Source organism: Halosimplex halobium, from assembly GCF_051414055.1.
Classification (GTDB): Archaea; Halobacteriota; Halobacteria; order Halobacteriales; family Haloarculaceae; genus Halosimplex; species Halosimplex halobium.
The window spans coordinates 14,751-39,421 of record NZ_JBLKNX010000027.1; the positions used below are offsets into that span (position 1 = coordinate 14,751).

At 67.5% G+C, this 24,671-nt stretch carries 17 protein-coding genes and 2 pseudogenes; 10 read left to right on the forward strand and 9 right to left on the reverse strand.

What is annotated here, in order from left to right:
- The first annotated feature begins 12 nt into the window (after positions 1–12).
- From ACMGFG_RS22300 to ACMGFG_RS22320, 5 genes and pseudogenes are all read left to right on the forward strand, one after another.
- Positions 13–1,439 (forward strand): annotated as a pseudogene (locus tag ACMGFG_RS22300) (RtcB family protein).
- Complete coding sequence (locus ACMGFG_RS22305; protein WP_436932492.1) at positions 1,436–2,323, forward strand: homing endonuclease associated repeat-containing protein; 888 nt, start codon at positions 1,436–1,438, stop codon at positions 2,321–2,323. Before ACMGFG_RS22300 ends, ACMGFG_RS22305 begins: the two are co-directional and overlap by 4 nt.
- A 13-nt stretch (positions 2,324–2,336) precedes the next feature.
- Positions 2,337–2,651 (forward strand): annotated as a pseudogene (locus ACMGFG_RS22310) (RtcB family protein); the annotation flags it as partial.
- Between the two features lie 272 nt (positions 2,652–2,923).
- Positions 2,924–5,053 (forward strand): beta-galactosidase, encoded by a 2,130-nt coding sequence (locus ACMGFG_RS22315; RefSeq protein WP_436932493.1) that lies wholly within the window; start codon positions 2,924–2,926, stop codon positions 5,051–5,053.
- A 25-nt stretch (positions 5,054–5,078) separates the two neighbouring features.
- Entirely contained in the window at positions 5,079–5,330 is a 252-nt protein-coding gene (locus ACMGFG_RS22320) for a hypothetical protein (protein WP_436932494.1), read from the forward strand.
- A gap of 207 nt (positions 5,331–5,537) precedes the next feature.
- Here the strand turns inward: ACMGFG_RS22320 and ACMGFG_RS22325 are convergent, their stop codons facing one another.
- From ACMGFG_RS22325 to ACMGFG_RS22345, 5 genes are read right to left on the reverse strand one after another with little or no spacing between them, the layout of a single operon-like run.
- Positions 5,538–6,602: an ABC transporter ATP-binding protein gene (locus ACMGFG_RS22325; RefSeq protein WP_436932495.1), complete on the reverse strand. Its 1,065-nt coding sequence runs from the start codon at positions 6,600–6,602 to the stop codon at positions 5,538–5,540.
- Positions 6,599–7,720, reverse strand: a complete 1,122-nt coding sequence (locus ACMGFG_RS22330; RefSeq protein WP_436932496.1) for an ABC transporter ATP-binding protein — start codon at positions 7,718–7,720, stop codon at positions 6,599–6,601. Before ACMGFG_RS22330 ends, ACMGFG_RS22325 begins: the two co-directional genes overlap by 4 nt.
- 2 nt (positions 7,721–7,722) lie before the next feature.
- Positions 7,723–8,853, reverse strand: coding sequence for an ABC transporter permease (locus tag ACMGFG_RS22335; RefSeq protein ID WP_436932497.1), 1,131 nt, complete (start codon positions 8,851–8,853; stop codon positions 7,723–7,725).
- Positions 8,840–9,847, reverse strand: coding sequence for an ABC transporter permease (locus tag ACMGFG_RS22340; RefSeq protein ID WP_436932498.1), 1,008 nt, complete (start codon positions 9,845–9,847; stop codon positions 8,840–8,842). Before ACMGFG_RS22340 ends, ACMGFG_RS22335 begins: the two co-directional genes overlap by 14 nt.
- Positions 9,848–9,868: 21 nt before the next feature.
- The gene (locus tag ACMGFG_RS22345; protein ID WP_436932499.1) at positions 9,869–11,719 is read right to left on the reverse strand and encodes an ABC transporter substrate-binding protein; all 1,851 of its coding nucleotides are present in this window, start codon (positions 11,717–11,719) and stop codon (positions 9,869–9,871) included.
- Between the two features lie 126 nt (positions 11,720–11,845).
- Here ACMGFG_RS22345 and ACMGFG_RS22350 point away from each other — a divergent pair, with 126 nt between their 5' ends.
- A complete protein-coding gene (locus ACMGFG_RS22350) occupies positions 11,846–12,892 on the forward strand; it encodes a Gfo/Idh/MocA family protein (protein WP_436932500.1) in 1,047 nt (348 codons plus the stop codon).
- Positions 12,889–13,674 carry a sugar phosphate isomerase/epimerase family protein gene (locus ACMGFG_RS22355; protein ID WP_436932501.1) on the forward strand — a complete coding sequence of 262 codons (786 nt, stop codon included), beginning with the start codon at positions 12,889–12,891 and terminating at the stop codon, positions 13,672–13,674. Before ACMGFG_RS22350 ends, ACMGFG_RS22355 begins: the two co-directional genes overlap by 4 nt.
- 72 nt (positions 13,675–13,746) lie before the next feature.
- Here ACMGFG_RS22355 and ACMGFG_RS22360 read toward each other — a convergent pair whose 3' ends face one another.
- Entirely contained in the window at positions 13,747–14,814 is a 1,068-nt protein-coding gene (locus ACMGFG_RS22360) for a family 10 glycosylhydrolase (RefSeq protein WP_436932502.1), read from the reverse strand.
- Positions 14,815–14,964: 150 nt separating this feature from the next.
- On the opposite strand from ACMGFG_RS22360, the gene ACMGFG_RS22365 reads away from it, so the two are divergent.
- Together ACMGFG_RS22365 and ACMGFG_RS22370 are read left to right on the forward strand one after the other, a co-directional pair.
- Positions 14,965–15,309, forward strand: coding sequence for an ArsR/SmtB family transcription factor (locus tag ACMGFG_RS22365; RefSeq protein ID WP_436932503.1), 345 nt, complete (start codon positions 14,965–14,967; stop codon positions 15,307–15,309).
- Positions 15,310–15,311: 2 nt separating this feature from the next.
- Positions 15,312–17,885, forward strand: a complete 2,574-nt coding sequence (locus tag ACMGFG_RS22370) for a hypothetical protein (RefSeq protein ID WP_436932504.1) — start codon at positions 15,312–15,314, stop codon at positions 17,883–17,885.
- 45 nt (positions 17,886–17,930) lie between these two features.
- Here the strand turns inward: ACMGFG_RS22370 and ACMGFG_RS22375 are convergent, their stop codons facing one another.
- From ACMGFG_RS22375 to ACMGFG_RS22385, 3 genes are read right to left on the reverse strand one after another with little or no spacing between them, the layout of a single operon-like run.
- Positions 17,931–19,646 carry an Ig-like domain-containing protein gene (locus ACMGFG_RS22375; protein WP_436932505.1) on the reverse strand — a complete coding sequence of 572 codons (1,716 nt, stop codon included), beginning with the start codon at positions 19,644–19,646 and terminating at the stop codon, positions 17,931–17,933.
- Between the two features lie 3 nt (positions 19,647–19,649).
- Positions 19,650–22,040 (reverse strand): type II secretion system F family protein, encoded by a 2,391-nt coding sequence (locus ACMGFG_RS22380; protein WP_436932506.1) that lies wholly within the window; start codon positions 22,038–22,040, stop codon positions 19,650–19,652.
- Between the two features lie 3 nt (positions 22,041–22,043).
- Complete coding sequence (locus tag ACMGFG_RS22385) at positions 22,044–23,822, reverse strand: type II/IV secretion system ATPase subunit (RefSeq protein WP_436932507.1); 1,779 nt, start codon at positions 23,820–23,822, stop codon at positions 22,044–22,046.
- 199 nt (positions 23,823–24,021) lie between these two features.
- Here ACMGFG_RS22385 and dpsA point away from each other — a divergent pair, with 199 nt between their 5' ends.
- Positions 24,022–24,567: a DNA starvation/stationary phase protection protein DpsA gene (dpsA, locus tag ACMGFG_RS22390; RefSeq protein WP_436932508.1), complete on the forward strand. Its 546-nt coding sequence runs from the start codon at positions 24,022–24,024 to the stop codon at positions 24,565–24,567.
- The last annotated feature ends 104 nt before the right edge of the window (positions 24,568–24,671 follow it).

The window sequence follows — 24,671 nt, forward strand, 5'->3', positions numbered from 1 at the left end:
CTCGGTACCGCGATGACGATCGAACTGGAGGGCGAGCACACGACCGCTCGCGTGTTGGTCGAAGACGAGTCACTCGTCGAGGACAACTGCCTGGCGCAGATCCAGGAACTGGTCGACCACCCGGCGTTCACCGAGCCCGTCCGCGTGATGCCGGACACCCACTGGGGCGCCGGCGCGCCGATCGGGTTCACGATGCCGCTCCCCGACCGCGTCGTCCCGAACATCGTCGGCGTCGACGTCGGCTGTGGCATGGCCGCGACGAATCTCGGCGACGACCTCCCGCTATCCGATGCCGAACGCGAGCGCCGCGTCCGCGAGGCGGTCCCGATGGGGCGGTCGGTCCACGACTACGAGGCGTCGGTCCACCTCGTCGACGAGTTCCCCTTCGAACGGGCCAACGAGGTCTTCGAGTCGTTCGACGCCGCCGTCAGCGAGCGCTTCGGCCGGTCGGTCGACCCCGTCGAGTTCGACTTCGACGGCTACGACGGCGAGTACTTCAAGACGCTCTGTGACCGCGTGCTGACCGGCCGCGCCGGTATGGGCCACGTCATCCGGAGCGCGGGCAGTCTTGGAGGAGGTAATCACTTCGTCGAGTTCGCCCGCGCTCGCGAATCGGGCGAGTACTGGCTGGTCGTCCACAGCGGGTCGCGCTACCTCGGCAAGGCCGTCGCCGAGTTCTGGCAGGCCCGCGCGACCGAGCGGCGGGAGGCGGACGCCATCCGCTCGTCGATCCCCGACGAGTACGCCGCGTACGTGAAGTTCGACCCCGAGTCGGTCTCGGATAGCGACCTCCAGGCGTGGGTGACGGGCGGGATGGGCGAGTCCCACCTCCGGAAGGAGCGCATCCGCGAGGAGTTCGCCGACGACCGCATCGACGAGGTGTTCCGGACGCTCTCGAATCCCAGTGGGGGCGACCGCAACGAGGCGCTCGACTGGCTGGAGGGTCGCGAGGCCGACGGCTACTACGTCGACATGCTGTTCGCACAGCAGTACGCCCGCTGGAACCGCGAGCTGATGAGCGAGGCCATCTGCGAGGCGCTCGGCGTCGACCCGGTCGAGCGCTTCAAAGCCCCCATAATCTGATTGATGCTCAGGATCTTGTAATTCGCAAAGGTGCAACTGCTGCTCGCGAAGATCAACGGCTGGTTGTTCCGTTCAATATGGCAGATGGATCTGTGATTTGTAGAGGTCTTGGGAATGAGTCGTGGCACAAGACAGCACCGCATGGTGCTGGGCGACAGATGGGGAGAACAGAGGCAAAAGAAGTCCTTAATGACGAAAATATAAATGCAGATGCGGTAAATATTTACACAGAGTATATTCCAATTGATGAAGCGCCCAGTGCTTACAAAGATTCATGTCCAATGTTAGAGAATATCCTTCCAATTGTAGATATTGACCATCGGTTCATGACAATACGTAATATTAAATCAAAATGACGTATTCTGATGAAGAATGGCTAGGATCACTTCGGAAATGCGATGAGATACATGGTGAGGTAACTCCAACGACTTTCGATGAGGACGACAGGTTTCCGAGTTATACGGGCGCTGTGAACCGGTTTGGAAGCTGGACGCGAGCTAAGGAATTAGCCGGAGTTGGGGAAACTCATACTGTCGAATGTAAGGGATGCGAAAAAAGATTTGCTCATATTGGGAAGCATTGGAACAATTCTTCGTGCAGATGGCCAACTCTTTCGTCAACTCAATTGGAGTTACTGACAGGAGTGCTAATGGGGGATGGCACACTACTCCGTGATGGGACGAATTGTTGTATCGCCATTGAGATGGCCAATCGAGAATACCTCCAGTGGTTAGATCAGCGACTGAAACCATTTTCTACGGGGGTGAAATTAAAACACAGTGCGTCGGAACAATTGGAAAGAGCGAAAGATGCACCTTTGAAGCCCATCCGTAATTCAACAGCCCTGCAACCCTCATATCTTCTTGTCACCCGTCGGTCACCACAGTTAAACCGATTCCGTAGCTGGTATGATACTGAGCAAAAGCGGTATCCATCCAATCTCTCATTAACACCGGCAATGTTCCAGCAATGGTATTGTGGTGATGGGACACTCAATATACGAGAGAAAGCAACGAATCCTCGTGCAACAATCGTCTGTAAAAATGAACAAGACCGAGCTGAATTCATCACAAACTTGTTTCAAGACGTGGGCTTCGAACCAACGCATCGAAATGGAAGATTTGTATTCAACGTAGAAGATACGTCCCGTCTCTTAGAATGGGCAGGGAAAGCACCGCCTGGCTTTGAATACAAGTGGGCAGAGACTTATAAAGCGTATACTGAACTAAAGCCATCTTAACAGGGTCAGTAGCCAGCGACTCGTGATCCCGTTCAACATGGCGGAGGGGTCGCTGCTCGCCCGCGGGAAGGGCAACGAGGCCTACCACCGGACGGCCCCCCACGGCGCCGGTCGCGTGATGGGGCGCCGCGAGGCCCACGAGGAACTCTCGCTCGACGCGTTCGAGGCGGCGATGGACGGGGTCTATTCGGAGTCGGTCGTCGACGACGTCCTCGACGAGGCGCCGATGGCCTACAAACCCGCCGAGGCGATCGCCGAGGCCGTCGAACCGACCGCCGAGACCGTCGACTGGCTCGACCCCGTTCACAACCTGAAAGCGCTGGAATAAACGATTCTATCTGTTTGCTCACCACTACTGCACCCTACTGCAACTGAGATCATTCCACGGTCCAACAGTAGCCGTTGATCTCTATGGCAGATCGGCGTGAGTCGTGTCGGCGGGCGCTCTCTCGGCGCTACGACCCCACGATTCCGCGTTCTCGCGAGCCGTCGTCCCGGCCGTGGCGCCCGATACGGATCCACTAGAAGAGTACAAACTATCTTTGGAAATATCCGAATTCAGGCGTACGATTAAATAATTTACTCGCCCACAATTCGACAATGTTCGCGTACGGCGCTCAGTACTACCGTCCTCCGAATCCGCCGTCGGACACCTGGGCCGACGACCTCTCTCAGATGGCCGATCTCGGGTTCAACACAGTGAAACTGTGGGCGATGTGGAATCACGCTCACCCGGCCGAAGACGAGTTCGACTTCGGCGAACTCGACGAACTGGTCGAACTCGCCAGTGAGCGCGATCTCGACGTCGTCATCTCGCTGATTCTGGAGAACGCACCCCACTGGCTGGTCGACCGGTACCCCGAAGCCCGCTACGAGGACCACGACGGCGGGAAAGTCGACGTGCGGGCACGGCCGAACACGCCCGGGGGCGGGTGGCCCGGACTCTGTCTGAACCACGACGCGGTCCGCGACCACGCCGAGCGGTTCACGCGACGGCTGGCCGGCCGCTACTCCGAGGACCCGACGGTCACCTCCTACACGACGTGGGACGAGGCGTTCTTCGAGCCGAACCTCCACTTTCCCGACAAGCGATTCTGTTACTGCGAAGCCTGCAGGGACAAGTTCGAGGACTGGCTTCGCGACCGGTACGGTGACATCGACGGCCTGAACGAGGCCTGGGAGACGCGATACACGTCGTGGTCCCAGGTCGAACCGCCGAAATACCACGGCGGGTACCCCCGGTACCTGGACTGGCTGCGGTTCCGCCTCGACTCCCAGCAGGAACACATGCAGTGGCGAGCGAGCGCCCTGGACGAGAGCGACGCGACCGCGTCGGTCCGCGCGCACGGCATCTCCGGCAATCTCGGCGACCTGCCCCACCGGTTCAACGACGACTGGCGGTCGGCCGATACCGTCGACGAGTGGGGAACGACGACGTTCCCTCACTGGGGGCCCGACCATCCCGAGATCACGACCGACGCCGAACGGCAGACGCTCGACCACCACCTGATGCTCGACGTCGCCAGGGGTGCCGCCGGCGAGAAGCCGTTCTGGCAGACGGAGCTTCAGGGCGGGCACGTCCGGAGCGGCAACAGTATCGACCCCATGGGGCTGACGAGAGGCCCCGACCCCGACCCGGAGTCGATGGCGCTGTGGAACTGGAACGCGCTCGCCGGCGGGGCGACCGGCCTGCTCTACTGGCAGTACCGGCCGGAGCTGCTCGGCCACGAGAGCCCCGGGTTCGGCCTCGTCCGTCGGGACGGGTCGCGAACGGAGCGCACCGAAGTCGCCGCCTCGTTCGCCGACCTCGTCTCGGAGCGACCCGTCCTCGAGGCGTCCGAACCCGTCCGCGGCGATGTCGCCGTCGGCACCCTCGCGGAGGCGCCCCTGTTCAACTACGTCGCCGAGAAGGACACCGAGCAGTTCGCGACGGCCGTCCGCGGTGTCTACCGGGCGCTGTGGGCGACCGACTATCAGGTCGACTTCGCCAAGCCCCACCAGTTCGACGGGTACGACGCCGTCTACCTCCCCTTTCCGCTCCTGCTCGAACCGTCGACCGTCGAGGCTATCGAGGCGTACGTCGACGGGGGCGGCACGCTCGTCACCGGCGGTGCGCCCGCCGTCTACGACGAGAACGGTCGATGCCTCCGTGAATCGCCCGGCCACGACCTGGACGAGGTCTTCGGGACGCGCCTGCGCACCACCCGGTACGCGGACGACGAGACGCTGGAAGTCGCTGACGCGCGAGCGGCAGTCTCGGCCGACGGCGGAACGCCCGATGTCGCGACCGCTCCGGCGGCCGCGAGACGCGACGTCTTCGACCCCACGACCGCGACCGCGCTCGGTCGCTGGAGCGACGGCGGCGTCGGCGCGACGGTCGACTCGCACGGCGACGGGACGGCGATGGCCGTCGGTACCCTTCTCGGCCGTGCAGCGACCGACAGTGACGCGCTCGGCGCGGTCCGGTCGACGCTCTCGCACCTGTTCGACCGGGGCGGGGCGAGTCCGACCGTTCGGTGTTCGGACGGGGCGGTCCAGACGCGACTCCACGCGACCGACGCCGGCTGGTTGCTCTACGTCCTCAACCCCACCGACGAGTCTCGCACCGTCGACCTGCAGTGTACTGAGACGGGAACTGTCCGGGAGGCGCTCGGGGACCTCCGCGTCGACGCGGCCGACCCGCTTCGCGTGGCGGTCGACGAGCGCGCCGGCGGCGCCCTCCTGTTCTGACCACAGCCGCGGAGACGTTTTACCGATGGACGACGAAGACGAATCGATGGACGAGGGGATCAATTTCTGGACCGTCACGCTGGCGATGGGGGCGACGCTCGCCCTCCTGCTCGCGTTCTCCCTGCTCTACGTCGAAGCGGGGAGTGCCGAGGCGGTCGCCGTCCAGCTGAGCGTCGCCTTCCTCCTGATCCCCGTCGTTGGGTCCCTGATCATCATCTACGTCGGGTGGCGCCCCTTCGAGGACGACCAGGACGACGAGGAGAGCGTCTTCGATTGAACCGGGGGTGACGACGAAGACACGGCAGCTTCCACGGTGGAGACCGGATACTGGTCACGAAACGGACACCCGAGTGAACACACCGTCCGTACTGGGATTCACGACACCGGACGAAATCCAGGCAGCACGTCGTCCACGCCGCGGGAAAGCGCCCCGTTCCTGCGTACCGGCCGGCCGACGAACCGGCCGTCGGCGAGCGCGGGACCGCTAGTCGTCGAGTTCGGGGCTCGACCAGTACCGGTGGGAATCGTCGTCCCGGAAGCAGGCCGCGGCGTGGCCGCCGTCGTCACCGAGCGACGGGTGCTCCTCGCGGCAGGCCTCCCTGGCGACGGGACAGCGCGTGTGGAACCGACAGCCGCTCGGGGGGTCGGTCTGGTCGGGGATGTCGATGTCCCGGACCGGTGGCTCCTCGACCTGAACGTAGTCCGGGTGGAGGTTGGCGGTCGCCCACTTGAGGACCCGCGTGTAGGGGTGTTTGGGGTCCTGCAGAACCTCCTCTGCGGGGCCGACCTCGACGAGTTCGCCCATGTACATGATACCGATCCGCCCGCCGGCGCGCTTGGTCAGATACCGCGCGTTCGAGAGGTTGTGGCTGATGAACAGGAAGGAGGTGTCGAACTGGTTCTGCAGCTCCAGCATCAGGTCCATCATCTCGACGCGCAGGGAGACGTCCAGCGCGGAGACGGCCTCGTCGGCGAGGATGAGGTCCGGGTTCATCAGCAGGGCGCGGACGAGCGCGACGCGCTGTTTCTCGCCGCCGGAGAGCTGGTGGGGATACCGCTCGGCGTAGTCCGCCGGCGGCTCCATCCCGACGGTCTCGAGCATCCCGAGGATGCGAGCGCGGCGGTCCTCCCGCGAGAGGTCGTCGTACCAGCGCTTCAGCGGCGCGGCGAGCGTCGCCATCACCGTCTGGTTGGGGTTGAGCGACGACCCGGGGTCCTGGTGGACGATCTGCAGGGACCTGCGGATATCCTCCGCGTCGACCGTCGTGTCGCCGGTTCCGTCGAAGGCGTCCCAGACGTCCTGTCCGCGGTACCGTACCTGGCCGTCGGTCGGTCGCTGGAGCCCGATCGCCGCCTTCCCGAGCGTGGTCTTCCCGCAGCCGCTCTCGCCGACGAGCGCGACGACGTCGTTCTCCTCGATGTCCAGCGAGACGCCGTCGACCGCCCGGACCGGGGCCTTGCCGTCCCCGCGGAGTCGGTCGACCAGCCCATCGTTCTGGTCGAAGTGGACCTCGACGTCGGACAGCGAGACGACCGGCTCCGCACTCATGGCCACTCCGCCTCCTCCTCGGGGGCGTGGTCCTCGATGTCGAACGGGACGCCCTCGGCCGCATCCTCGTGGTGGAAACAGGCGACGTGGTGGTCGGTGCCGGCCGCCCGGAACTCCGGATCGGAGACCAGACACTCCTCGGTCGACAGCGGACACCGGGGGTGGTAACTGCACCCCTCCGGCGTGTTCACCGGGTCCGGGGCCGACCCCTCGATCGCCTGCATCTCGTCGAGGGGGATGTCCAGGTTCGGGACCGAGCGCAACAGCGCCCTGGTGTAGGGGTGAGCGGCGTCGAGCACCGTCTCGCGGGCCGGTCCCACCTCGACGAGTTCGAAGGCGTACATCACGGCCAGGCGGTCGGCCAGGCCGGCGACGAGCGGCAGGTCGTGCGTGATGAACACGACGGTCAGGTCGTATTTCTCCTGCAGTTCGTTCAGCAGGCTCAGGATGGACCGCTGCATCAGGAGATCCAGCGCCGCCGTGGGTTCGTCCATCACCAGCACGTTCGGTTCGAGCACGAGCGACAGCGCGATGAGCGCCCGCTGTTGCATCCCGCCCGACAGCTCGTGCGCGTAGGAGTCGAGCACCCGGTCGGGGTCCATGTAGAGGTCCGAGATGATGTCCCTGGCCCGTTCCAGTCCCGCGTCGACGTCGTAGTCGTGGGCTTTCAGCGTCTCGACGAAGTGGCCCCGGACCGACAGCGTCGGGTTGAACGACGACTGGGCGCCCTGGAAGACCATGGCGATCTCCTCCCAGCGCAGGCGCTTCAGGTCCGAGTCGGAGAGGCCCAGCACGTCGATCTCCGTGTCGGGGTCGGGCCGGTAGACGATCTCTCCCGAGAGCTGTCCCGGGTCGACCACCGCGTCGAGCAGCGCCGAGGCGAACATGGACTTGCCGGACCCGGACTCGCCGACGACGCCGAGTATCTCCTGTCTGGCCACGTCGACGCTCACGTCGTCGAGCACGCGGGACACCCCCCGGCTCATGTCGAACGTGACGCTCACGTCCCGTAGTTCGAGGATCGGGTCGTCCGCCGTGGGTGTCGACGTTCCCGGGCCGGCGACTTCCGTCTCGGCTCGGTCCGTCTGGGTATCGGCAGTTGGGTCTGTCCGTGACATGGTTACGTTCGAGTCGCGGTCGTAGCGGCCTGTCCGTCGCTCGGTTCCTCGTCGTCGTCGACCGTCGACGCGTGTTTGGCTCGCACGCGCGGGTTGAACAGCCGGTCACAGCCCTGGGCGAACAGGATGAGCCCGAACGAGAGGAACACGACGGTGAACAGTGGGGCGAGCAACCAGTGGCGCAGCGAGTCGGAGTACAGCGCCCCGGAGTTGTACGCCCGGGTTATCATGACGCCCCAGTTCAGGTTCGAGAACGGGAGCACGCCGAGGAAGTACAGCCCCACGGAGCCGAAGATGACCCCGCGGGCCGCCCCGACGAAGTTCACCAGGATGTACGGCATCAGGTTCGGGAGGACGTCCCGCCCGAGGATGGTCGGGACCCCGAGTCCCATCGTCCGCGACGCCTCGACGTACGGGGCGTCGCGGATCGTGAGCACCTGCGAGCGGACGGCCCGCGCCAGGCCGGCCCAGGCGTTGATGGAGACGAGCACCCCGACCACGATCGGGCTCTCGGGCTGGACGATCGCCGCCACGACGATGATGAGCGGCAGGCCCGGGATGGTCATCATGATGTCCGTGATCGTCATCAGGACCGTCTCGGTCCAGCCGCCCTTGTAGCCGGAGACGATCCCGATGGCGGTCGCGACGATGATCGAGAAGACGGCACCGCCGAGGATCATCTTCAGCATCACCGGCGTCGCGTGGACGACGCTGGCGAAGACGCCCTGGGCCTTCGGGTCGGTCCCGAGGGGGTACGCCCAGTTCTGGAACGGCGCGAGCAGTCGCGGCCCGGTGTTGGGCTCGGGGTACCGCACGAGTAGCGGCCCCACGGTCCCCATGAGGACGAACAGGAGGATGATAGCCGCTCCGGCGCGGGCCCGCCAGTCCGACCACACGATGCGGGCGGGCGCGAGCAGCCAGAGGTCGACGAGCTGGCGGAGCCGGTCGGTCCCCTCGACGCTGTCGTCGGCGACGCGTTCGAACGGCGAGACCGACCCCGCCGCGCCGCCGTCGGTCGAGACCGCCCGGGGGTCCGACGACGAGGGGTCGTCCCCGCCCGACGCGGCGAACGACTGGAAGCGCTCGTCGCTGTCCCCGTCGTCGTCGCCGGTCCCGTCGTCAGTACGCTTCATCGCTCTCACCTCCGGCGCGGGGGTCGAGTTTCCCGTAGGTCAGGTCCGCGATGAGGACGCCGATGACGACCGCGACCGTGATGAGGATGAACCCGCCCATCATCAGTGGGTAGTCGCGCGACGATATCGACCTGAACACGTAGTAGCCGACGCCCTGGTAGGCGAAGATCTTCTCCAGGATGACCGACCCGCCGAACATCGTCCCGATGGAGATCATGATGCCCGTGTACATCGGGAGGATGGCGTTGCGGGCGACGTACCGGAGCGCGATCCGGCGCTCGGGCAGCCCGCGCAGGCGCGCCACCCGGAGGTAGTCCTCGCCGAGTTCGCTGATCGCGTTGCCTCGCATGGTGATGGCCTTCCCGCCGAATCCGGTCACGACCAGCGAGAGCACCGGCAGCGCCGCGTGGGTCAGGACGCCGACGACGAACGGGAGGTTGAGTCCGACGCTCGTCTGCGGGTTCATCCGGCCGGCCGTCGGGAACACCGACCACTCGAACCCGAGCAGGTACAGCAGGAGGATCGCCGCGATGTAGTAGGGGACCGAGTTCGCGACGATCGACAGGAGCGTCGAGGCGGTGTCGAACCGGCTCCCCTCGCGGTAGGCCATGAACGCGCCCATCGAGACGCCGATCGCGAACATCAGACACAGCGAGATGGACATGTACAGGACCGTCCACGGGACGGCGCCTCCCAGCAGGCCGGCGACGGGCTCCGCGTAGAAGATGGACCGCCCGAAGTCGAACTGCGCGAGCGCGGCCATGTATTCGACGTACTGTTCCCACATCGGCGCGTCCGTCTCGATGTTGGTGTAGAGGGCGATCTTCTGCTGGATCTCCTCCTGGTTGAGGTTCTGTCGCATGTACTGGGCCCGGAGGTAGTCGATGGGCCCACCGGGCATCAGTCGAATGAGGACGAACGAGAGCGTCACGACGGCGTACACCGTGACGAACGACTGCCCGATTCGTTTCGCGTAGTAACGGTTACTTGCCATGATGAGTGACGGGCGACCGCGCTACTTGGTCCGGGCCTGGATCTCGCCCATCCGGTCGGCCCACCAGTGGGGTTCGCCCTGTTGCATGAGCTCGCCGTCGAGCGGGGGGAGCTCCCAGTTTTTGGTGTCGAAGAGGTTGATGTCGTGCTCGACGGTGATCGGCATCTTCGGCAGCGTCATGTTGTACAGCCACGCGGCCTTCCGGTTGAGACGCTGTTCTTCCGCGGGGTCCTGTGCCGTCGAGAGGTCCTCGAACAGCTGGGCGACGTCGACCGTCTCGGTCGAGCCGTTCGGGTCACCGACGGGCATCGGAATGTCGATCTGTTCGGGATAGTTCGTCTGGTCCGCCCACCAGCCCAGCGTCACGGCGCGGATGTGATAGCCGGGATAGCCGGCCTGGAACCACACGCCGGACCACCAGTCGCCGATGACGTCGAAGTTCCCGTTCGGGACGATCTCGCCGTACATCTGCGTGTGACCGACCTTCTGGAGTTCCGCGTCGACGCCGAAGTTGTCCAGCTGACTGGTGACGTTCTGGCCGATAGACACCCAGTAGCCGCCCCGCCCTTCCTTGATGGTGGGGGCGAACGGCTCGCCGTCGGGCTTCTGCCAGGTGCCGTCGGACTTCGAGAAGCCCGCGTCGCGCAGGAGTTGCGCCGCTCTCTCCCGGTCTTTCTCGTAGGTGAGGTACTGGTCCTGGGCGTCGCCGAGGTACGTGTCGAGCATGCTGTTCGAGACGCCGCAGGGGATCTCGATAGCGTCGCGCTGGTACGCGCCGGAGGTGTTCTCCGCCACGAGCCCGAAGTCGATCGCGTAGAGCATCGCCTGGCGGACCCGGCGGTCGTCCCAGGGCTCCTTGTTGAAGTTCGCGACCAGCCCGTAGCCGTTGTACAGCGGGACCTTGTTCCAGTCGACGGCGTCGGGTTGCTGTTCGATCTGGGCCTGGGTCGGGTGGGTCTTCGTCCAGTAGTCGATCCTGTCGTTCGCGAGCGCGAGCGACCGCTTGGACTTGCTCGGGACGTAGCGCCAGCCGGCCTGGCTGAAGTTGCGCTCGTCGGCGCTGAAGTGGCCGTTGTCGTAGTCCTCGTAGAGCTCGAAGGTCCACTCCTGGTTCGAGGCGCTCTTGAACTGCCAGGGGCCGTTCCCGATGGGGTGTTTCTCGGCCCCGAACTGCAGCTCCATCTCCTGGAGGTCGGTGATGACCGCCTGCTTTTCCTCCTCGCTCCCGGCGTCACGCGCTCGCTCGGCGAACTCGCCGTAGATGCTCGTCTTGGCCTGGAGCCGGCGGCTGAGGATCTGGTTGAGGACCATGAACTCGTTGGCCGGCTTGCTCAGCGAGAATTCTATGCTTCGCTCGCCCGTCTTCTCGTAGGAGTCGACGGTGTCGAAGGGGGACCCGAGCAGCGACTCGATGTCCAGCTGTGTGACGAGGTCGTCGGCGGTCACCGGGTCGCCGTCGTGCCAGGTGTACGTGTCCCTGAGCTGGAGCGTCGCTGTCGTCCCGTCGACGCTCCAGTCGTCCGCGACGAACCCGACGAACTCGTGGTTGTTCCCGTGGTACCGGCCCAGGTGGTCGTACAGGAAGAACCCGTCGAAGTTGTAGTTCTTGCCCCAGGGGTTGTGCTGGCCGTCCTCGCCGGGCTTCGTGAGGACGCCCTTCCAGGTGGATTCGACGGGTTCGGGGGACGGAGTCTCGTCACTACTGGTGGCGCCGCCCTGCCCATCACCGCCGTCACCGCCGTCGCTCGCACCGTCACCACCGCCGCCGTCGGTGTCGCCCGAACAACCCGCGAGACCGAGCGTGACACCGGTCAGCCCGATGCCTTTCACCACTCGACGCCGCGAGTAGGCGTTGCGATCATGAGGTTCCATGACATCCCAAACAAGCGGTTTATGGTGATTTATAATTTGGCGACTCTTTGGATACATCCAAAGACATTTTGTCGCCATCAAACACTCGCGTACCGTTAAGCCCGCCCCACGCGCTCTTGGACGCGTATGCAACGCGAGATCATGATCGATTCGCCCGACGAGGGCGTAGACGAGGACACCCTCCGGGTCGGGGTCATCGGCACGGGTGCGATCGCCCAGCGGTTCCACCTGCCCGGGTACGCCGACCACTCCGACGCCACGGTCACCGCGGTCTGTGACGTCGAGGAACGGAAAGCGCGCGCCGTCGCCGACGAAGTCGGCGCCGAGCACACCTTCACCGACACCGGCGACCTCGTCGAGTCGGGGACCGTCGACGCCGTCAGCGTCTGCCTCCCGAACCATCTGCACGCGGACGCGGTCACCGCGGCGCTGGCCGAAGACCTGCACGTCCTCTGCGAGAAGCCGATGGCGACGACGCTGGCCGAGGCCGACGAGATGGTCGCGGCCGCGGACGCGAGCGACGGGATCCTGATGATCGACCAGTCCGAGCGCTTCGCCCCGGTCTACCAGAAGGCGATGTCGGTGCTCGAGAGCGGGCTCGTCGGCGATATTCAGACGATCCGCGCGCGATTCAGCCACAGCGGTCCCGAGGGGTGGGCCCCGCGGTCGACCTGGTTCACCGACGCCGAGGCGTCGGGCGGCGGCGCGATGGTCGACATCGGCATCCACAACGCGGACCTCGTGCTGTCGCTCGCCGGCGACGTCGAGTCCGTGACCGCCGAGACGGCGACACTCGCGATGGACGCCGACGTGGAAGACACCGCCGTCGCGACGATGCGACTGGCCGACGGCGGGCTCGGCACCTTCGAGGTGTCCTGGACGACCGATCCCGAACGCATCGAGACGCAGGTCGTCGGGACCGAGGGGGTCCTCACCGTCGACAAGGTGGCCGGCGAGCTGACTGTCGACCTCGACGACGACCGCGGGCGCGTCGACGTCCCGGTCCCCGAGTATCGGAGCCCCATCGCGCGGTTCGTCGACGCCGCACTCGACGGCGAGGAACCGCCGGTGACTGCCCGCGAGGGACGGGACGCGCTGGAACTCGTCCTGGCGATCTACCGGGCCGCCGAGGCGCGACGCCCGGTCTCGTTGCCGCTGGAGGGGGACGCGTGAAACTCGCCTGTTCGAGCTACTCCTACCACGACGCCTTCGAGCGCGGCGACCTCGACGTGTTCGGCTTCCTCGAGCGCGCCGGGAGCGATCTCCCGGTCGAGGGCGTCGAACTCATCGAGGAGCACCTCCCCGGTGGGGACGAGGCGACGCTGGGCGAGGTCCGCGACGCGGCGGCCGACAACGGGGTCGAGGTCGCCTGCCTCTCGGTGTTCTACAACGACTTCGCGAAGCCCGACCGCTCGGACCGTCGGGAAGACGTCGACCACGTCACCGCGTGGACCGACCGAGCGGACGTGCTGGGCGCTGACGTCGTGCGCGCGTTCACCGGTTTTCCCGGCCTCCACGACCGCGAACACGGCGACCCCGCGGTCTGGCGCGACGTGGGACGGTGCCTGCAGGAGTGTCTCGACCACGCCCGCACCTGTGAGGCGACTCTCGCGGTCGAGAACCACAACCACGACGGGCTGATCCGGACCGCCGACGATGTCTTCGGCGTCCGCCGCCGGGTCAACGGCGGCCTCGGTTTCGTCCTGGACCTGGCGAACTACGTCGACGGTCGCCCGTCGATCGAGCGGACTCGCCACCTCGCCGACCACGTCCACGCCGCGTACGACGCGGTGGACGAGCGCGGTCGCGACCCCGAACATCCCTACTACGCCGAGGAACTGGACTCGCTGGCCGCCGCCGGCTACGACGGGTACGTCACGCTGGAGTGGGAGGGCGAAACCGACGACGCGACCGCCGTACCGCGGGCGCTGTCGTACCTCGACGACTGCCGGTAAGGCCCCACCCCGAGACGGTCGTTTCTCGATTCTCCCTCGGGACGGATCGTATCTCGATATGCTCGCCGGCGTTTATCGACCGTTCAGGTCGGCGAGTCCCTCGAACGACTCCTCGACGACGGTCCACTGGTCGTCGGTGATCCGGCCGATGTTCGCGCCGGCCGAGAACAGGCTCACGCCGGCGGCTCCCCCGTGAAGCGCCATCTGGATGGCCGTGAGGAGTTCGCCCTGGCTCAGGTGGTCCCCGGGGTCGTCGCTGCTGGCGGTCCGGATCGACGGGACGATCGGCTTCCCGACGGCGTCCCGGAGAGAGCGCGTGACGTCCCGGACCCACAGGGGGTGAACGCCCATGTCGACGTGGGCCGTCCGCGGCGAGAGCGTGTCGACGTGTTCGGCGAGCCGTTCGATGTCGAGCCCGAGCTGTTCGCGGCTGTCCCGGAGCGTCGACTCCATGTCGGAGTACACCTCGAACTGGAGGTTGACCATCTGCTCGTCGTCGAACGGCGCAGCCAGCGACGACAGGAGGTCCGTCGTCGTCGAGACGCGGTGGTCGATCCACTCGCCGTGGTCGCGCTGGGCCGTCTCGTCGCCGTCCTCGATACCGAGACACTCGTCGCAGTAACAGGAGAGGTAGTCGCTCTCGCCGTTGCGGATGGGCTGGTACTCGAGGTGCTGGAAGCGGATCCCGTCGATGTCGTACTCGCTGATCTCCTCCGCGAGCGTCAGGAGGTGGTCCCTGACCGGCTCGCGGCTGGGACAGACCCAGTGCATCCACTCGAAGGAGACGTTCGGATACCGGATGGCCGTCCCGTCGCGGGCCACCTGGACGAACTCCGAGTGCTGTTCGAGCAGGTACTTGTCCGTGAGCGCGAGGAAGACGGGGACGACCCTGAGGTCGCGCCGCTCGGCCGCCGCGACGAACTCCGCCAGCAGGTCGCGTTCGGGCACCTGGTTCGGGACGGTGTCCGAGTCGTAGAACACCCGACCGTCGCTCTCCTTGCAGATCACCATCACGGTGTTGACGTTCCGCTCCGCCAGGTCCGCGAGCACCGAGTCCACGTCCATCGTCGCCCAGGGGTAGAGCGTCACCGCTCGAACACCCTCCGTCTCCCACCAGCCGCGGGCGTCCCCAGTGGTCATTACTGACATGATAGCGTTCGTCTCTCCTAAATGTAGTGAAGTGCCAAAGCCGCACCCGTTCAATCGGATTCGTCAAATTATATTTGGATAGATCCAAAAGCACCCCATACATTTTTGCTCGGCGATGGAGAAGCGTGGGTCAGTGTCACAATGAGCGGCCAGAACAACTTCACGAGACGGATGCCGACGGCGACCGGCGCCGACGACGGAGGCGTCGAACTGTCGGTCGAGGACAAGGACGTGTTCGCGGTCGCCGACGCGATCGGCTCCAAACCGCGGTGGCGGTTGCTGCGGACCGTCGCCGAGGAACCGCACACCATCGACGAACTCGTCGACGCCCTCGACCTCTCGAAGGGGACCATCTCGGTCCACATCTCGAAGTTCGAGGACGCGGGGATCTTCGAGGCGAACTACGCGGTCAGCGACGACGGCGGCGTGAAAAAAGAGCTCAGGCTCGCCGTCGACGAAGTGACGCTCGACCTGGCTTCCCTGTGACCATGACGGGAGCGGATTCGGTCGCGGTGACCGCGGACGAGCCCGGGCGCGCGGTCGCTCGAACCGGGGCGTTCGCCGTCACCGTCGATCCCGACGACGACTGCGTGGAAATCCGACGGCGACCCGACGACGGGGGCTCCGCTCCCGGCGGCACGCTGACGCTGTCACCCGGCGGTCCCGACGACGGCCCGCTCTCGGCCGGCTCCGTCGCGCAGGTGACGACCCGGACGGACGCGGGCGACGTGCGTGTCACCGTCGAGGGGACGCTCGACGGAGCGCCGTACACCCTCTCGCTGGTTCTCCCCTCGGACTACCCGGGGACGCTCTCCTACGAGGTGACGATGGGAGCCGACGACGCGGCGGCGCTCCCGACGGCCGGCTGGGACCCGGAACTCGGTGTTCGGGGCGCCACGGGCGACGCCGACGCCGACGCGTTCACCTCGTACCTCGACGGGACGCCCGGGAGCAACCCCGCAGCGGGGACGAGCGACCTGAACCAGTTCGTCTACGCGGGCGTCGACGCGCTCGACGCGACGTGTCTGTACCTCGCCGACTGGCCCGCGCTCGACGAGTACTTCCGACGCACCGGGACGACCATGCGCGGGACCGTCACGGACTCCGCCGAACGGGTCGGCTACGTCCCTCCGGACCCGTCCGACGCGCCGTCGGGCGACTCCCCCGGTGACGACCCGCTGACGGTCCACGGCGCGACACTCGTCCTCACCCCCGACGCGCCGCCGGTCGACGCCCCGGACGCGTACTGCGACCGGTTCGTCACCGACCTGGCGGCCATCTACGACCGGCTGGACCGACCGGACCCCGAACGGGTCGACTGGCCGGCGGTCAGCGAGGACACCCTCGACGCCGTCCGCGCCCCCGAGAACCGCTACGAGTACGACGGACAGTTCCACCCGGGCGGCGTCGAACTCGTGACCGTCCTGAGTATCGTCACCCCGTTCCGGGCCTACGCCGAACGGTTCGACGACGACGCGGCCGCCGACCTGGCCGCGGACGTGGCCTCGCTCGTCGAGACCTACTACGACCCCGACTACGAGGACGCGGCCGGCAACACCGGCATGATCGGCAACTCGCCGGCCCCGCTGACGCTGACCCACGTCGACGCGTGGTACCTCTTCTGGCCGGTCGTCCAGGCGGCCGAGTTCGCCATCGCCTTCGACGACGACGCCGTCGCGGAGATGGTCGTCGACACCGCCGACGTGATGGTCGCTGTCGGCCGGGCGCTCGACTACGAGTTCCCCATGTGGCTCGACGTGGATTCGCTGTCGGGCCACGAGCCCGACGACCGACAGTGGGACGGCTACCAGTACGACTGCACCGGCGCCTACGCCTACCTGATGTTGCAGTACCACGAGTTGACGGGCGAGCAACGCTACGTCGAGGAGGCCGAGGCCGCCGCCGAGCAGTTGCTCGACTACGGGTTCGAACTCCCCTACGAGTTCACCACGACCCCGCTGACCCCGCTGGCGATGGCGCGACTGGCCGACCGGACCGACGACGACCGCTACGTCGAGGCCTCGTACATCGGGCTGGCGAACGTGCTCCGACACGCGTACTTCTTCGACCCCGAGTACGGCTCGTTCGCGGGGCGGAACGTCTTCCTCCTGAACGAGGCGATGCCGCCGGAGGGCTACGAGGGGAACTTCTTCGCGAACGCGCTGGAGGAGTGGTCGCTGCTCTACTACCTCGACCGCTACCTCCGCGAGGCCGGGGACGCCCTGACCCCGGAGGCCCGCCGGCTAACCGGCGAACTCCTGCGACACAAAGGGTCGTCGCTCGCGGATTCGCTGGCGCGTTTCCAGCCCGATACGTCGCTGGTGTTCGACGGCGTTTCCCCCCAGTCGGGCCGCCGGGTCAACCACGACTGGGCGCTCCCGCTCGAACCGTTCGGCGCGCTGGAACCGATGTTCGAGACGCTCGGCGCGGTCGGCCAGGACCTCTACGGCGCCGGGGCCTACCCGGAGGTGGCGACCCAGCAGTACTACCCGCTCGACGACGGCGTCAGGCTCTTCGTCGACGGCCCGACGACGGTCGAGCGGGTGGACGACCACACCTGGCACGTCACGACGCTCGGGGCCGAAGAAACCTACGACGCTCGGCTCAGCGGGGAGACCAGTACGCTCGTCGACTGGTCCGTTCGTCGCCTCGACCCGAGCGACGGCGGTGAGCGACTCGGCGAGGACGTCACCGCGCAGTTCGACCACGACGCCGACGAACCCGCGTACGACCTCGCGCTCGACGCCGGGGACACCTTCGTGGTCAGGCGAACGGTGCCCAAGCGGGCTATCGTCGTCGAGGACTTCGCCGTCGAACGGGAGCGGATCGCGACCGACGAGCGGACGACCGTGTCACTGACCGTGGTCAACACGGCCGGGGTCGAGGGGACCTACGAGGTGCCGCTCTCGGTCGGCGCCGAGACCGTGACCCGGACAGTGGCGCTCCCGGCCCACGGTCGCGTACCCGTGACCTTCGAGATCGGGCCGGACGAACCCGGCACCTACAACGTCCAGATCGCCCACGAGAACCGGGCTTTGCACGTCGAGCCGGCGACGGATTGACCGGGAGATCAACGCGTAAGCGAGCGAAACCCCGAAGCGGATGGATCATCCGATCCCGACTTCCAGCGTACTCCCGTCGTCGAACTGGAGCGTGACGACGAGGTCGGCCTCGGCGGGATCGACAAACTCGCCGACGCCGAGGTCGCCGCTCCCGCGGCGATTGGCACTCTTGAAGACGTCGCGAAGCGCGACCTCGAACTCGCCGGACACCTCGGTCGGGAGCGCCGACCCGTCGACCGTCGTGTTCCGCTCGACGTACTCCCCGTCGGCGAGGTCGTTCCCCGTCCGCACCGAGATCCCGGTGACCGTGACTGACCGATCCGCGTCGAGCGAGAAGGTTACCTCGCGGCCCTCGCCCTGACTGGGCCCGCTGTCGACGGTCCCGCCGACGGTCCCGACCGCGCCCGCGCTGGTGCCGTCGCCGGCGCCGCCGTCGCCCGGTCCGCCGTCCCCGGGGGCGCCACCGGTACCGTCACCGGCCGTTCCCGCCGACGCGTTGACGGTCCGGTCGACGAGCAGAAGGTCGAACGTGACGTTGCGGGGCGCGTCGCCGGCGCCGAACTGCGCGCGGACGGTGACCGGCGCCGTCTCGTTGACGGTCTCGGGCGCCCGGTAGACGAACGTCGCCCGCCCGCCCTCGTCGGTCACGGACGAGGTGGGCCGGACCTCTCCGGACCCGTTCGTGACCGTGGCGGTCACCGGGACGCCGCTGACGGGGTTGTCGAAGCGGTCGCGCGCCTCGACCGCGAGCCGCTGGCGGCCGGTCTCGGTGACGGCCGTCGCGTTGCCTGCCACGTCGGTGAGATACGCTGCGGGCTCCTCGCTGGCGCCGCTGCCGATCCCCACCTCGCCGAGGCGGAGTTCGTAGGTCCCGGGTTCGAGCGTGAGCGTCAACTCCCCACAGGGCTCGGGCGGCTCGCGCAGACAGCTGAACCCCGCGACGTGTCCGTCGCTGTCAGTCATCTCCTCGTCGAGCAACTCCGCCCAGGTGTCGTTGCGGATCCCGGTCCGGACGGTCAGCGTGATGGGTTCGGGCTCGCCGGTGTCGGGGTCGGTCGCGTTGGCGACGGTCACGGTCCGGACGGGGGCGCTGGTCGGCGTGACCGAGACGCCGACGGTACCGGGCACCGACCGGGAGTAGCGGCCGTCGAGCGCGACCAGCGAGATCCGTCGGCCGTCGACGAGATCCGTCGCCGTCCGCGGGAGGGTGCGCCCGTCGGCGCGGCCGTAGACGGCCCAGGGCTCGTAGACGGTCGTCGGCGCGGCGCCGTACTCGTTGTACTCGGGGGCGTAGACGACGCTGTGGGTGCGGAACGTCCGGGCCGACCCGTTCCAGTAGTGGCCGGTCTCGCCGGTCGCGCGGGCGTTGTCGACCGTGACCGTCCGGGCGTCGGTCGTCCGGAGCGTGCCGGCGACCGGCGGCGGGTTGACGAAGAAGAGCCGCGTCGGGTAGCGGAAGCCGACGGCGACCTGCGCGAGCTGGGCGTGGCCGCCGTCGGCGACCCGGTCGGCGGTGGCCGCGAGGCCGACCACGTCGGACCTGACCTCCTCGCTGTGGCGGAACTCCAGCTGGGCGTTGGCGGCGGGGATGGCCGTGGTCTGGATGACTCCGACCAGCAGGAAGACGAGCGCCAGCATCAACACGGCGCCGACGACCGGCGAGACCGCGCGGTCGTCCCCGAAGCCGGGCGAAGCCCAACGGCTGTCGCTCCCGGAGGCGAGCGGCGACGGCGACCGTGGTGTGGGTTCGTTTCTGGACATGGATCAGATGAGCATGAAGGCGACGACGGCGACGACGACCAGGCCGACGCCGTACTTGAGGCCGGCGTAGAGGCTGCCCTCGGCGAGCTTGCCGGCGAGCAGGCCGCTCCCGAAGCCCTGGATGAGCGCCGAGTGGAACAGCACCATCCGGAGCTGGTCGACGGGGATGGCCGCGACGTTCACCGGGCCGGGGTCGATGTCCGCGGGCATCTCGGCGGCGTAGGTCTCGATGGGGTCGAGGAAGTTCGCCGACAGCATCAGCACGACCAGCAGGTAGACGAGGAAGCCGATGACGACGATGGCGAGGTACGACTGCAGCGCCTGCTGGCGCTGGCGGCGGAGGCGGACACGCTCGGTCGTGTCGGTCGCGGCCACGTCCAGCACCGCGTGGAGGTCGCTGGTCGCGCGGCTCCCCTCGGCGATGAGCTTGACCGTCCGGGTCAGCGCCGGCGAGGAGATGCGGTCGCCGAACGCCTCGAAGGCCTCGGCGGTGTCGAAGTTCCACCGGATGTCGTTGCGCAGCCGCTCGAACTGCTCGCCGACGCGGCCGGTCGTCGAGTCGGCGACGATGGCCAGGGCCGCGGTCAGCGACAGCCCGCGGCGGTTGCTCGTCGCCAGCAGGTCGAGCACGTCCGGGAAGCGCCGCCGGAAGGCCGCCTCCTGCCGGACGCGCGCCTCGTAGCCGACGGCGACGGGGACGGTCGCGAGGACCAGCGGCGCGACCACCAACTGGGTCGTCGCCGTCACCGGGTCCTCGACCACCGCGGCGACGCTGGCCGTGACGGCCCCGGTGGCCACGGCGGCGGCCGGCAGCGCGACGGCGACCGGGACGGAAAACAGGAACGCTCGCTCGGGCTCCTCGCGGACCCGGCCGACCTGAGCCAGCAGCCGGGCCTGCAGCCCGCGGATGAGTTTGGTGCGCTCGTAGTCCTCGCGCCACTCGGGGTCGCCCTCGGCGGGCTCGGGCGGGTCCGGGCGCTCCCGGCCGGGCGTGAACTCCACGGGGGCCGACCGGAACGGCTGGCTGACCATGTCCACGAGCACGACGAACCCCGCCAGCGCCAGCGGGATCGCGACGTAGATCAGCCACTTGATCGCCGTCAGCGTGTCCTCGCCGAGGAAGCTCACGACGATCAGCACCACGAGTACGAACAGCGGCGCGGCGACGAACCCGACGACGAACACCTCGCTGAGCAGCTCCAGCCGCTCGACGAACGACTCCTGGGCCTCGACGGCCGCGTCGAGCTGCTCGTCGACCTCGTCGCGCAGGAATGCCGACACGTCGCCGCCGCTCTCCAGCACGGTCATGAGGTCGTCCGTGAACCGCCGGAGTTCGTCGCTGGGCGTGACCGTCCGTAGGTTCTCCAGCCCGATGTAGAGGTTGTTGCCGAACATCTCCACATCGCGGACGACGCGGTCGAACTCCTGGGAGGCCGCGCCGTAGGTCTCCTCGGCCTCGGCCAGCCGGACGAGGATCCGGTCGAAGCTGACGCCGGCCCGCGAGAGCGCGTACATGAACGTGATAGCGTAGGGCAGGTTGTAGTTGATCTCCCGCCGCCGGCGGCCGATGCGGGTCTGGATCCGGTAGACGCGGCGCCACACCCAGTACAGCACTGCCCCGAGGAGGCCGGCGGCGAGGACGGCGCCGGCGACGGTCCCGGCCAGCACGGGGGCCGACAGTCCGGTCGCCCCGGTGAGCGTAGGGAGCCCCCACAGGCGGCCCGCGACGAGGACGCCGACGCCCGCGAGCGCGGCGAGCGCGACGGCGACGCCGACCACGAGCACCATCCGGTGGACCAGCCTCGTGAGGTAGATGTCGTAGGTGTCCCGGAGCCAGGCGCGGCTCAGTTGGCGCTGGAAGCGCCCGTACTCGTCGGCGCGGCGCTTGAAGAACGTCCGGACCGGTCCGTAGTGTTCCCGGAGGTCCTCGCGGTCGATCGACTCGAACCCCGCGGTCGCCTCCGTCGGCCCAAGGAACGACTCCTCGGGGTTGCGCGCCGCCGCACCGTCGGTGTCGTCCCACTCGACCGCCGGGGCGCCGTCCCGTTCTGCCGGCGCGCCCGGCGAGTCGGGTCCGACGCCCGTGCCGTCGTCGGCCGCGTCCCCGGCTGTCCTCTCGTTCGTCCCGCGTTCGTCCGTGCCGTCACCGTCCGACTCGTCGCCGCCGGCCGCCCCGTGGCGGACGCCCCACTCGTCGTCGGCTTCTGCATCTGCGTCCGTCTCGGTGGTATCTCCGTCAGCGTCCGTCCCGGTGTCCAGCGGTCGGTCGGGGTCAGGGTCGCGGTCGGGGCCGGTGCCGGCGTCCCCTTCACCGTCGCCCGTCGGCGGGTCGTCGGGCCCGTCCCGTGGGTCGTCGTCGGACGAACCGGTCGGATCGTCGCTGTCTCCGGGCATCGGTCACTCCGTCCGGTGGGCGGGGAGTTCCGCGGGGTCGAGTTCGTCCGCGCGGACCCGTTCGAGGACGGTCTCGGGCTGGCGGTAGAACGTGTGGATCACTCGGCCCACTTCCTCGTGGTGTCTGATGTCGGCCCGCTGGAGGTACTGCAGGACCTCCCGGCGCTGGGAGAGCGCGCGCCTGAGCCGGTCGTCGTCCCAGCCGCGCTCGTATTTGACTTCCTGGAGCAGCGACGAGGCCGACCGCTGGACCATCTCGTCGGCCGCGGGGTCGCGTTCGAACACGTCGCGGACCTCGACGCCGCCCGCCGCGTCGCTCGTCGGCGTCAGCTCCACCAGCTTGTGGTTGCGCCGGACGCGCTGGGAGCCCTGCGTGACCTGGCGCTGGATGGAGATCACGTCGAGACTGCCCAGCATCTGCCGGGGGATGTTCAGCGGCTCGTTCTCCAGGCGGCGCATCGCGCCGTCCGCGGAGTCGGCGTGGAAGGTCGTGTAGGCGGTGTGGCCCGTCGAGATGGCCTGGAAGAACGTGAAGGCCACCTGCGGGTTGGCGCGGATCTCCCCGACGAGCAGGAACTCGGGGCGCTGGCGCAGCGCCGACTCCAGCAGGTCGTACATCGTCACCGCGCCCCGGCCCTCCGCGGTCGAGGACTCGCGGGTGACGTTGCGCACCCAGTTGTCGTGGGGCAGGCGCACCTCCGGGGTGTCCTCGATGGAGACGATCTTGTTGCCCGGCGGGATGAAATAGGAGATGGCGTTGAGGCTGGTGGTCTTGCCCGACCCGGTGCCGCCGGCGAACATCACCGACTTGTCGTTCTCGACGAGCAGCCAGAGGTAGGCCATCTGGTCGAGGCTGAACGTCCCGAAGTCGATGAGGTCGGTCGGCGTAAAGGGGTCCTCCGAGAACCGCCGGATCGTGAACGTCGAGCCGCGGAGGCTCACGTCCGAGCCGAGGGTGAACTGCGCCCGGGAGCCGTCGGGCAGGCTCGCGTCCAGTAGCGGGTCCGCGGCGGTCAGCGACTTGCCGGCCCGCTGGGCCAGCCGGGTCACGAACGCGTCGAGGCGCTCCTCCGAAAAGGAGAGGTTCGTCTCCAGGTCGCGGTAGTCGCCGTGGTAGACGAACAGCGGGACGCCGACCCCGTCGCAGGAGATGTCCTCGATCGCCGGGTCCCCCATCAGCGGGTCGATCTTCCCGTAGCGGACGAAGTCCCGGCGCAGGTAGTAGAGGATCCGCAGCAGCGTCGCCGCCGGGACGGCCGCGGCGTGCTCGTCGAAGATCCGCTGGACCTCCAGCTCGAAGATCTCGTCGCGCTCCTCCTCGGCGCCCACGTCGCGGTGCATCAGGTCCTGCCGGAGGATCCGCGTCAGGTCCTCGCGGACGTACTGCTCGAACTCGGTCAACACCGGCGTCTCCGCGCGGTAGCGGTGTTCGTTCTCCGCGGGGTCGTAGACGATGGCCGTGTAGGAGTACGGTCGGCGCGACCACCGCCAGGAGACGACCTCGCAGTCGTCGAGATAGCCGAAGTCGAACCACCGCCCGCGGACCGACTCCTCGCTCGGCGTGTCGATCCCCAGCGCCGCCGGGTCGTAGTCGGCCGCGAAGTGTTCGACCACGTCGTCGACGATGGCCGACTCGACCGCCTCCCGCGACATCGTCTCCGCTCCCGGGGGGCCGTCGGGCGCGGCGTCGAGCGCGCCGTCGCCGTCCGCCCGGTCGAGCTCGTCGAAGACGAACGACTCCTCTGCCTCCGACGCGGCCGCCGGCCGGTGGTCCTCGCTCATTCAGTACCAACCCTTTCGAATCGAGTGTGATAAAGACACGGCCAATACTCGGTCACCACCTCGTACGGAACCCGGATCGACCGCCGTCGGTTGCGGCCGACCGCCCCTCCGATCCCCCGACGGCGCCGGTTTAGGCCGTCCGAAAAATGTCTGGATCTTGAAAAGTTATAAGTGGTTCAGGCGCGTAGCACCGAGTGCAATGAGCACCCAGAAGACAGTCCGTCAGGAGGCTGGGACAGTCGGAGAGAACCCCGTTCGCCTCGACGAGGAGAAGGCAGAGCAGGTCATCGAGGCGCTGAACGCGGATCTGGCCGACGCGTACGTGCTGTACCACCAGCTCCACAAGCACCACTGGAACGTCGAGGGCGCGGAGTTCCGCGACATCCACGTGTGGCTGCAGGAGGCCTACGAGGACGTCGAGGCGGCCGCCGACGAGCTCGCCGAGCGACTGCAGGCGCTGGGGGGCGTCCCGCACGCGAGCATGACCGCGCTCTCCGAGAACGCCAGCGTCGAGCCCGAGGACGAGGACGTCTACGACATCCGGACCTCCTTCGAGAACGACCTCGAGATGTACGGCGACATCATCGAGAGCTACCGCGAACACATCGAACTCGCCGAGGGCCTCGGCGACCACGCCACCGCCGAGATGCTCCGCGAACAGCTCGAGGACCTCGAGGAACACGCTCACGTCATCGACCACTACCTCGAGGACGACACCCTCGTCACCGACGCCGCGATGGACTGACGAGCCAGCGAGTACCCGCCGCTCGCGGAAGCCGTTTTTTCGTCGACCCGTCCGGAAGCGTCCGCTCCGTCCCGTAGAGCGGACCCTGTCGACCCCGTCCGCAC

What these genes read in the sequence shown, in the direction of transcription:
- ACMGFG_RS22360 (WP_436932502.1), bottom strand. Translation starts at nt 14,814, where the DNA reads ATGACCACTGGGGACGCCCGCGGCTGGTGGGAGACGGAGGGTGTTCGA.
- ACMGFG_RS22345 (WP_436932499.1), bottom strand. Translation starts at nt 11,719, where the DNA reads ATGGAACCTCATGATCGCAACGCCTACTCGCGGCGTCGAGTGGTGAAA.
- ACMGFG_RS22370 (WP_436932504.1), top strand. Translation starts at nt 15,312, where the DNA reads ATGACGGGAGCGGATTCGGTCGCGGTGACCGCGGACGAGCCCGGGCGC.
- ACMGFG_RS22335 (WP_436932497.1), bottom strand. Translation starts at nt 8,853, where the DNA reads ATGAAGCGTACTGACGACGGGACCGGCGACGACGACGGGGACAGCGAC.
- dpsA (WP_436932508.1), top strand. Translation starts at nt 24,022, where the DNA reads ATGAGCACCCAGAAGACAGTCCGTCAGGAGGCTGGGACAGTCGGAGAG.
- ACMGFG_RS22330 (WP_436932496.1), bottom strand. Translation starts at nt 7,720, where the DNA reads ATGTCACGGACAGACCCAACTGCCGATACCCAGACGGACCGAGCCGAG.
- ACMGFG_RS22350 (WP_436932500.1), top strand. Translation starts at nt 11,846, where the DNA reads ATGCAACGCGAGATCATGATCGATTCGCCCGACGAGGGCGTAGACGAG.
- ACMGFG_RS22305 (WP_436932492.1), top strand. Translation starts at nt 1,436, where the DNA reads ATGACGTATTCTGATGAAGAATGGCTAGGATCACTTCGGAAATGCGAT.
- ACMGFG_RS22315 (WP_436932493.1), top strand. Translation starts at nt 2,924, where the DNA reads ATGTTCGCGTACGGCGCTCAGTACTACCGTCCTCCGAATCCGCCGTCG.
- ACMGFG_RS22320 (WP_436932494.1), top strand. Translation starts at nt 5,079, where the DNA reads ATGGACGACGAAGACGAATCGATGGACGAGGGGATCAATTTCTGGACC.
- ACMGFG_RS22340 (WP_436932498.1), bottom strand. Translation starts at nt 9,847, where the DNA reads ATGGCAAGTAACCGTTACTACGCGAAACGAATCGGGCAGTCGTTCGTC.
- ACMGFG_RS22385 (WP_436932507.1), bottom strand. Translation starts at nt 23,822, where the DNA reads ATGAGCGAGGACCACCGGCCGGCGGCCGCGTCGGAGGCAGAGGAGTCG.
- ACMGFG_RS22380 (WP_436932506.1), bottom strand. Translation starts at nt 22,040, where the DNA reads ATGCCCGGAGACAGCGACGATCCGACCGGTTCGTCCGACGACGACCCA.
- ACMGFG_RS22325 (WP_436932495.1), bottom strand. Translation starts at nt 6,602, where the DNA reads ATGAGTGCGGAGCCGGTCGTCTCGCTGTCCGACGTCGAGGTCCACTTC.
- ACMGFG_RS22365 (WP_436932503.1), top strand. Translation starts at nt 14,965, where the DNA reads ATGAGCGGCCAGAACAACTTCACGAGACGGATGCCGACGGCGACCGGC.
- ACMGFG_RS22375 (WP_436932505.1), bottom strand. Translation starts at nt 19,646, where the DNA reads ATGTCCAGAAACGAACCCACACCACGGTCGCCGTCGCCGCTCGCCTCC.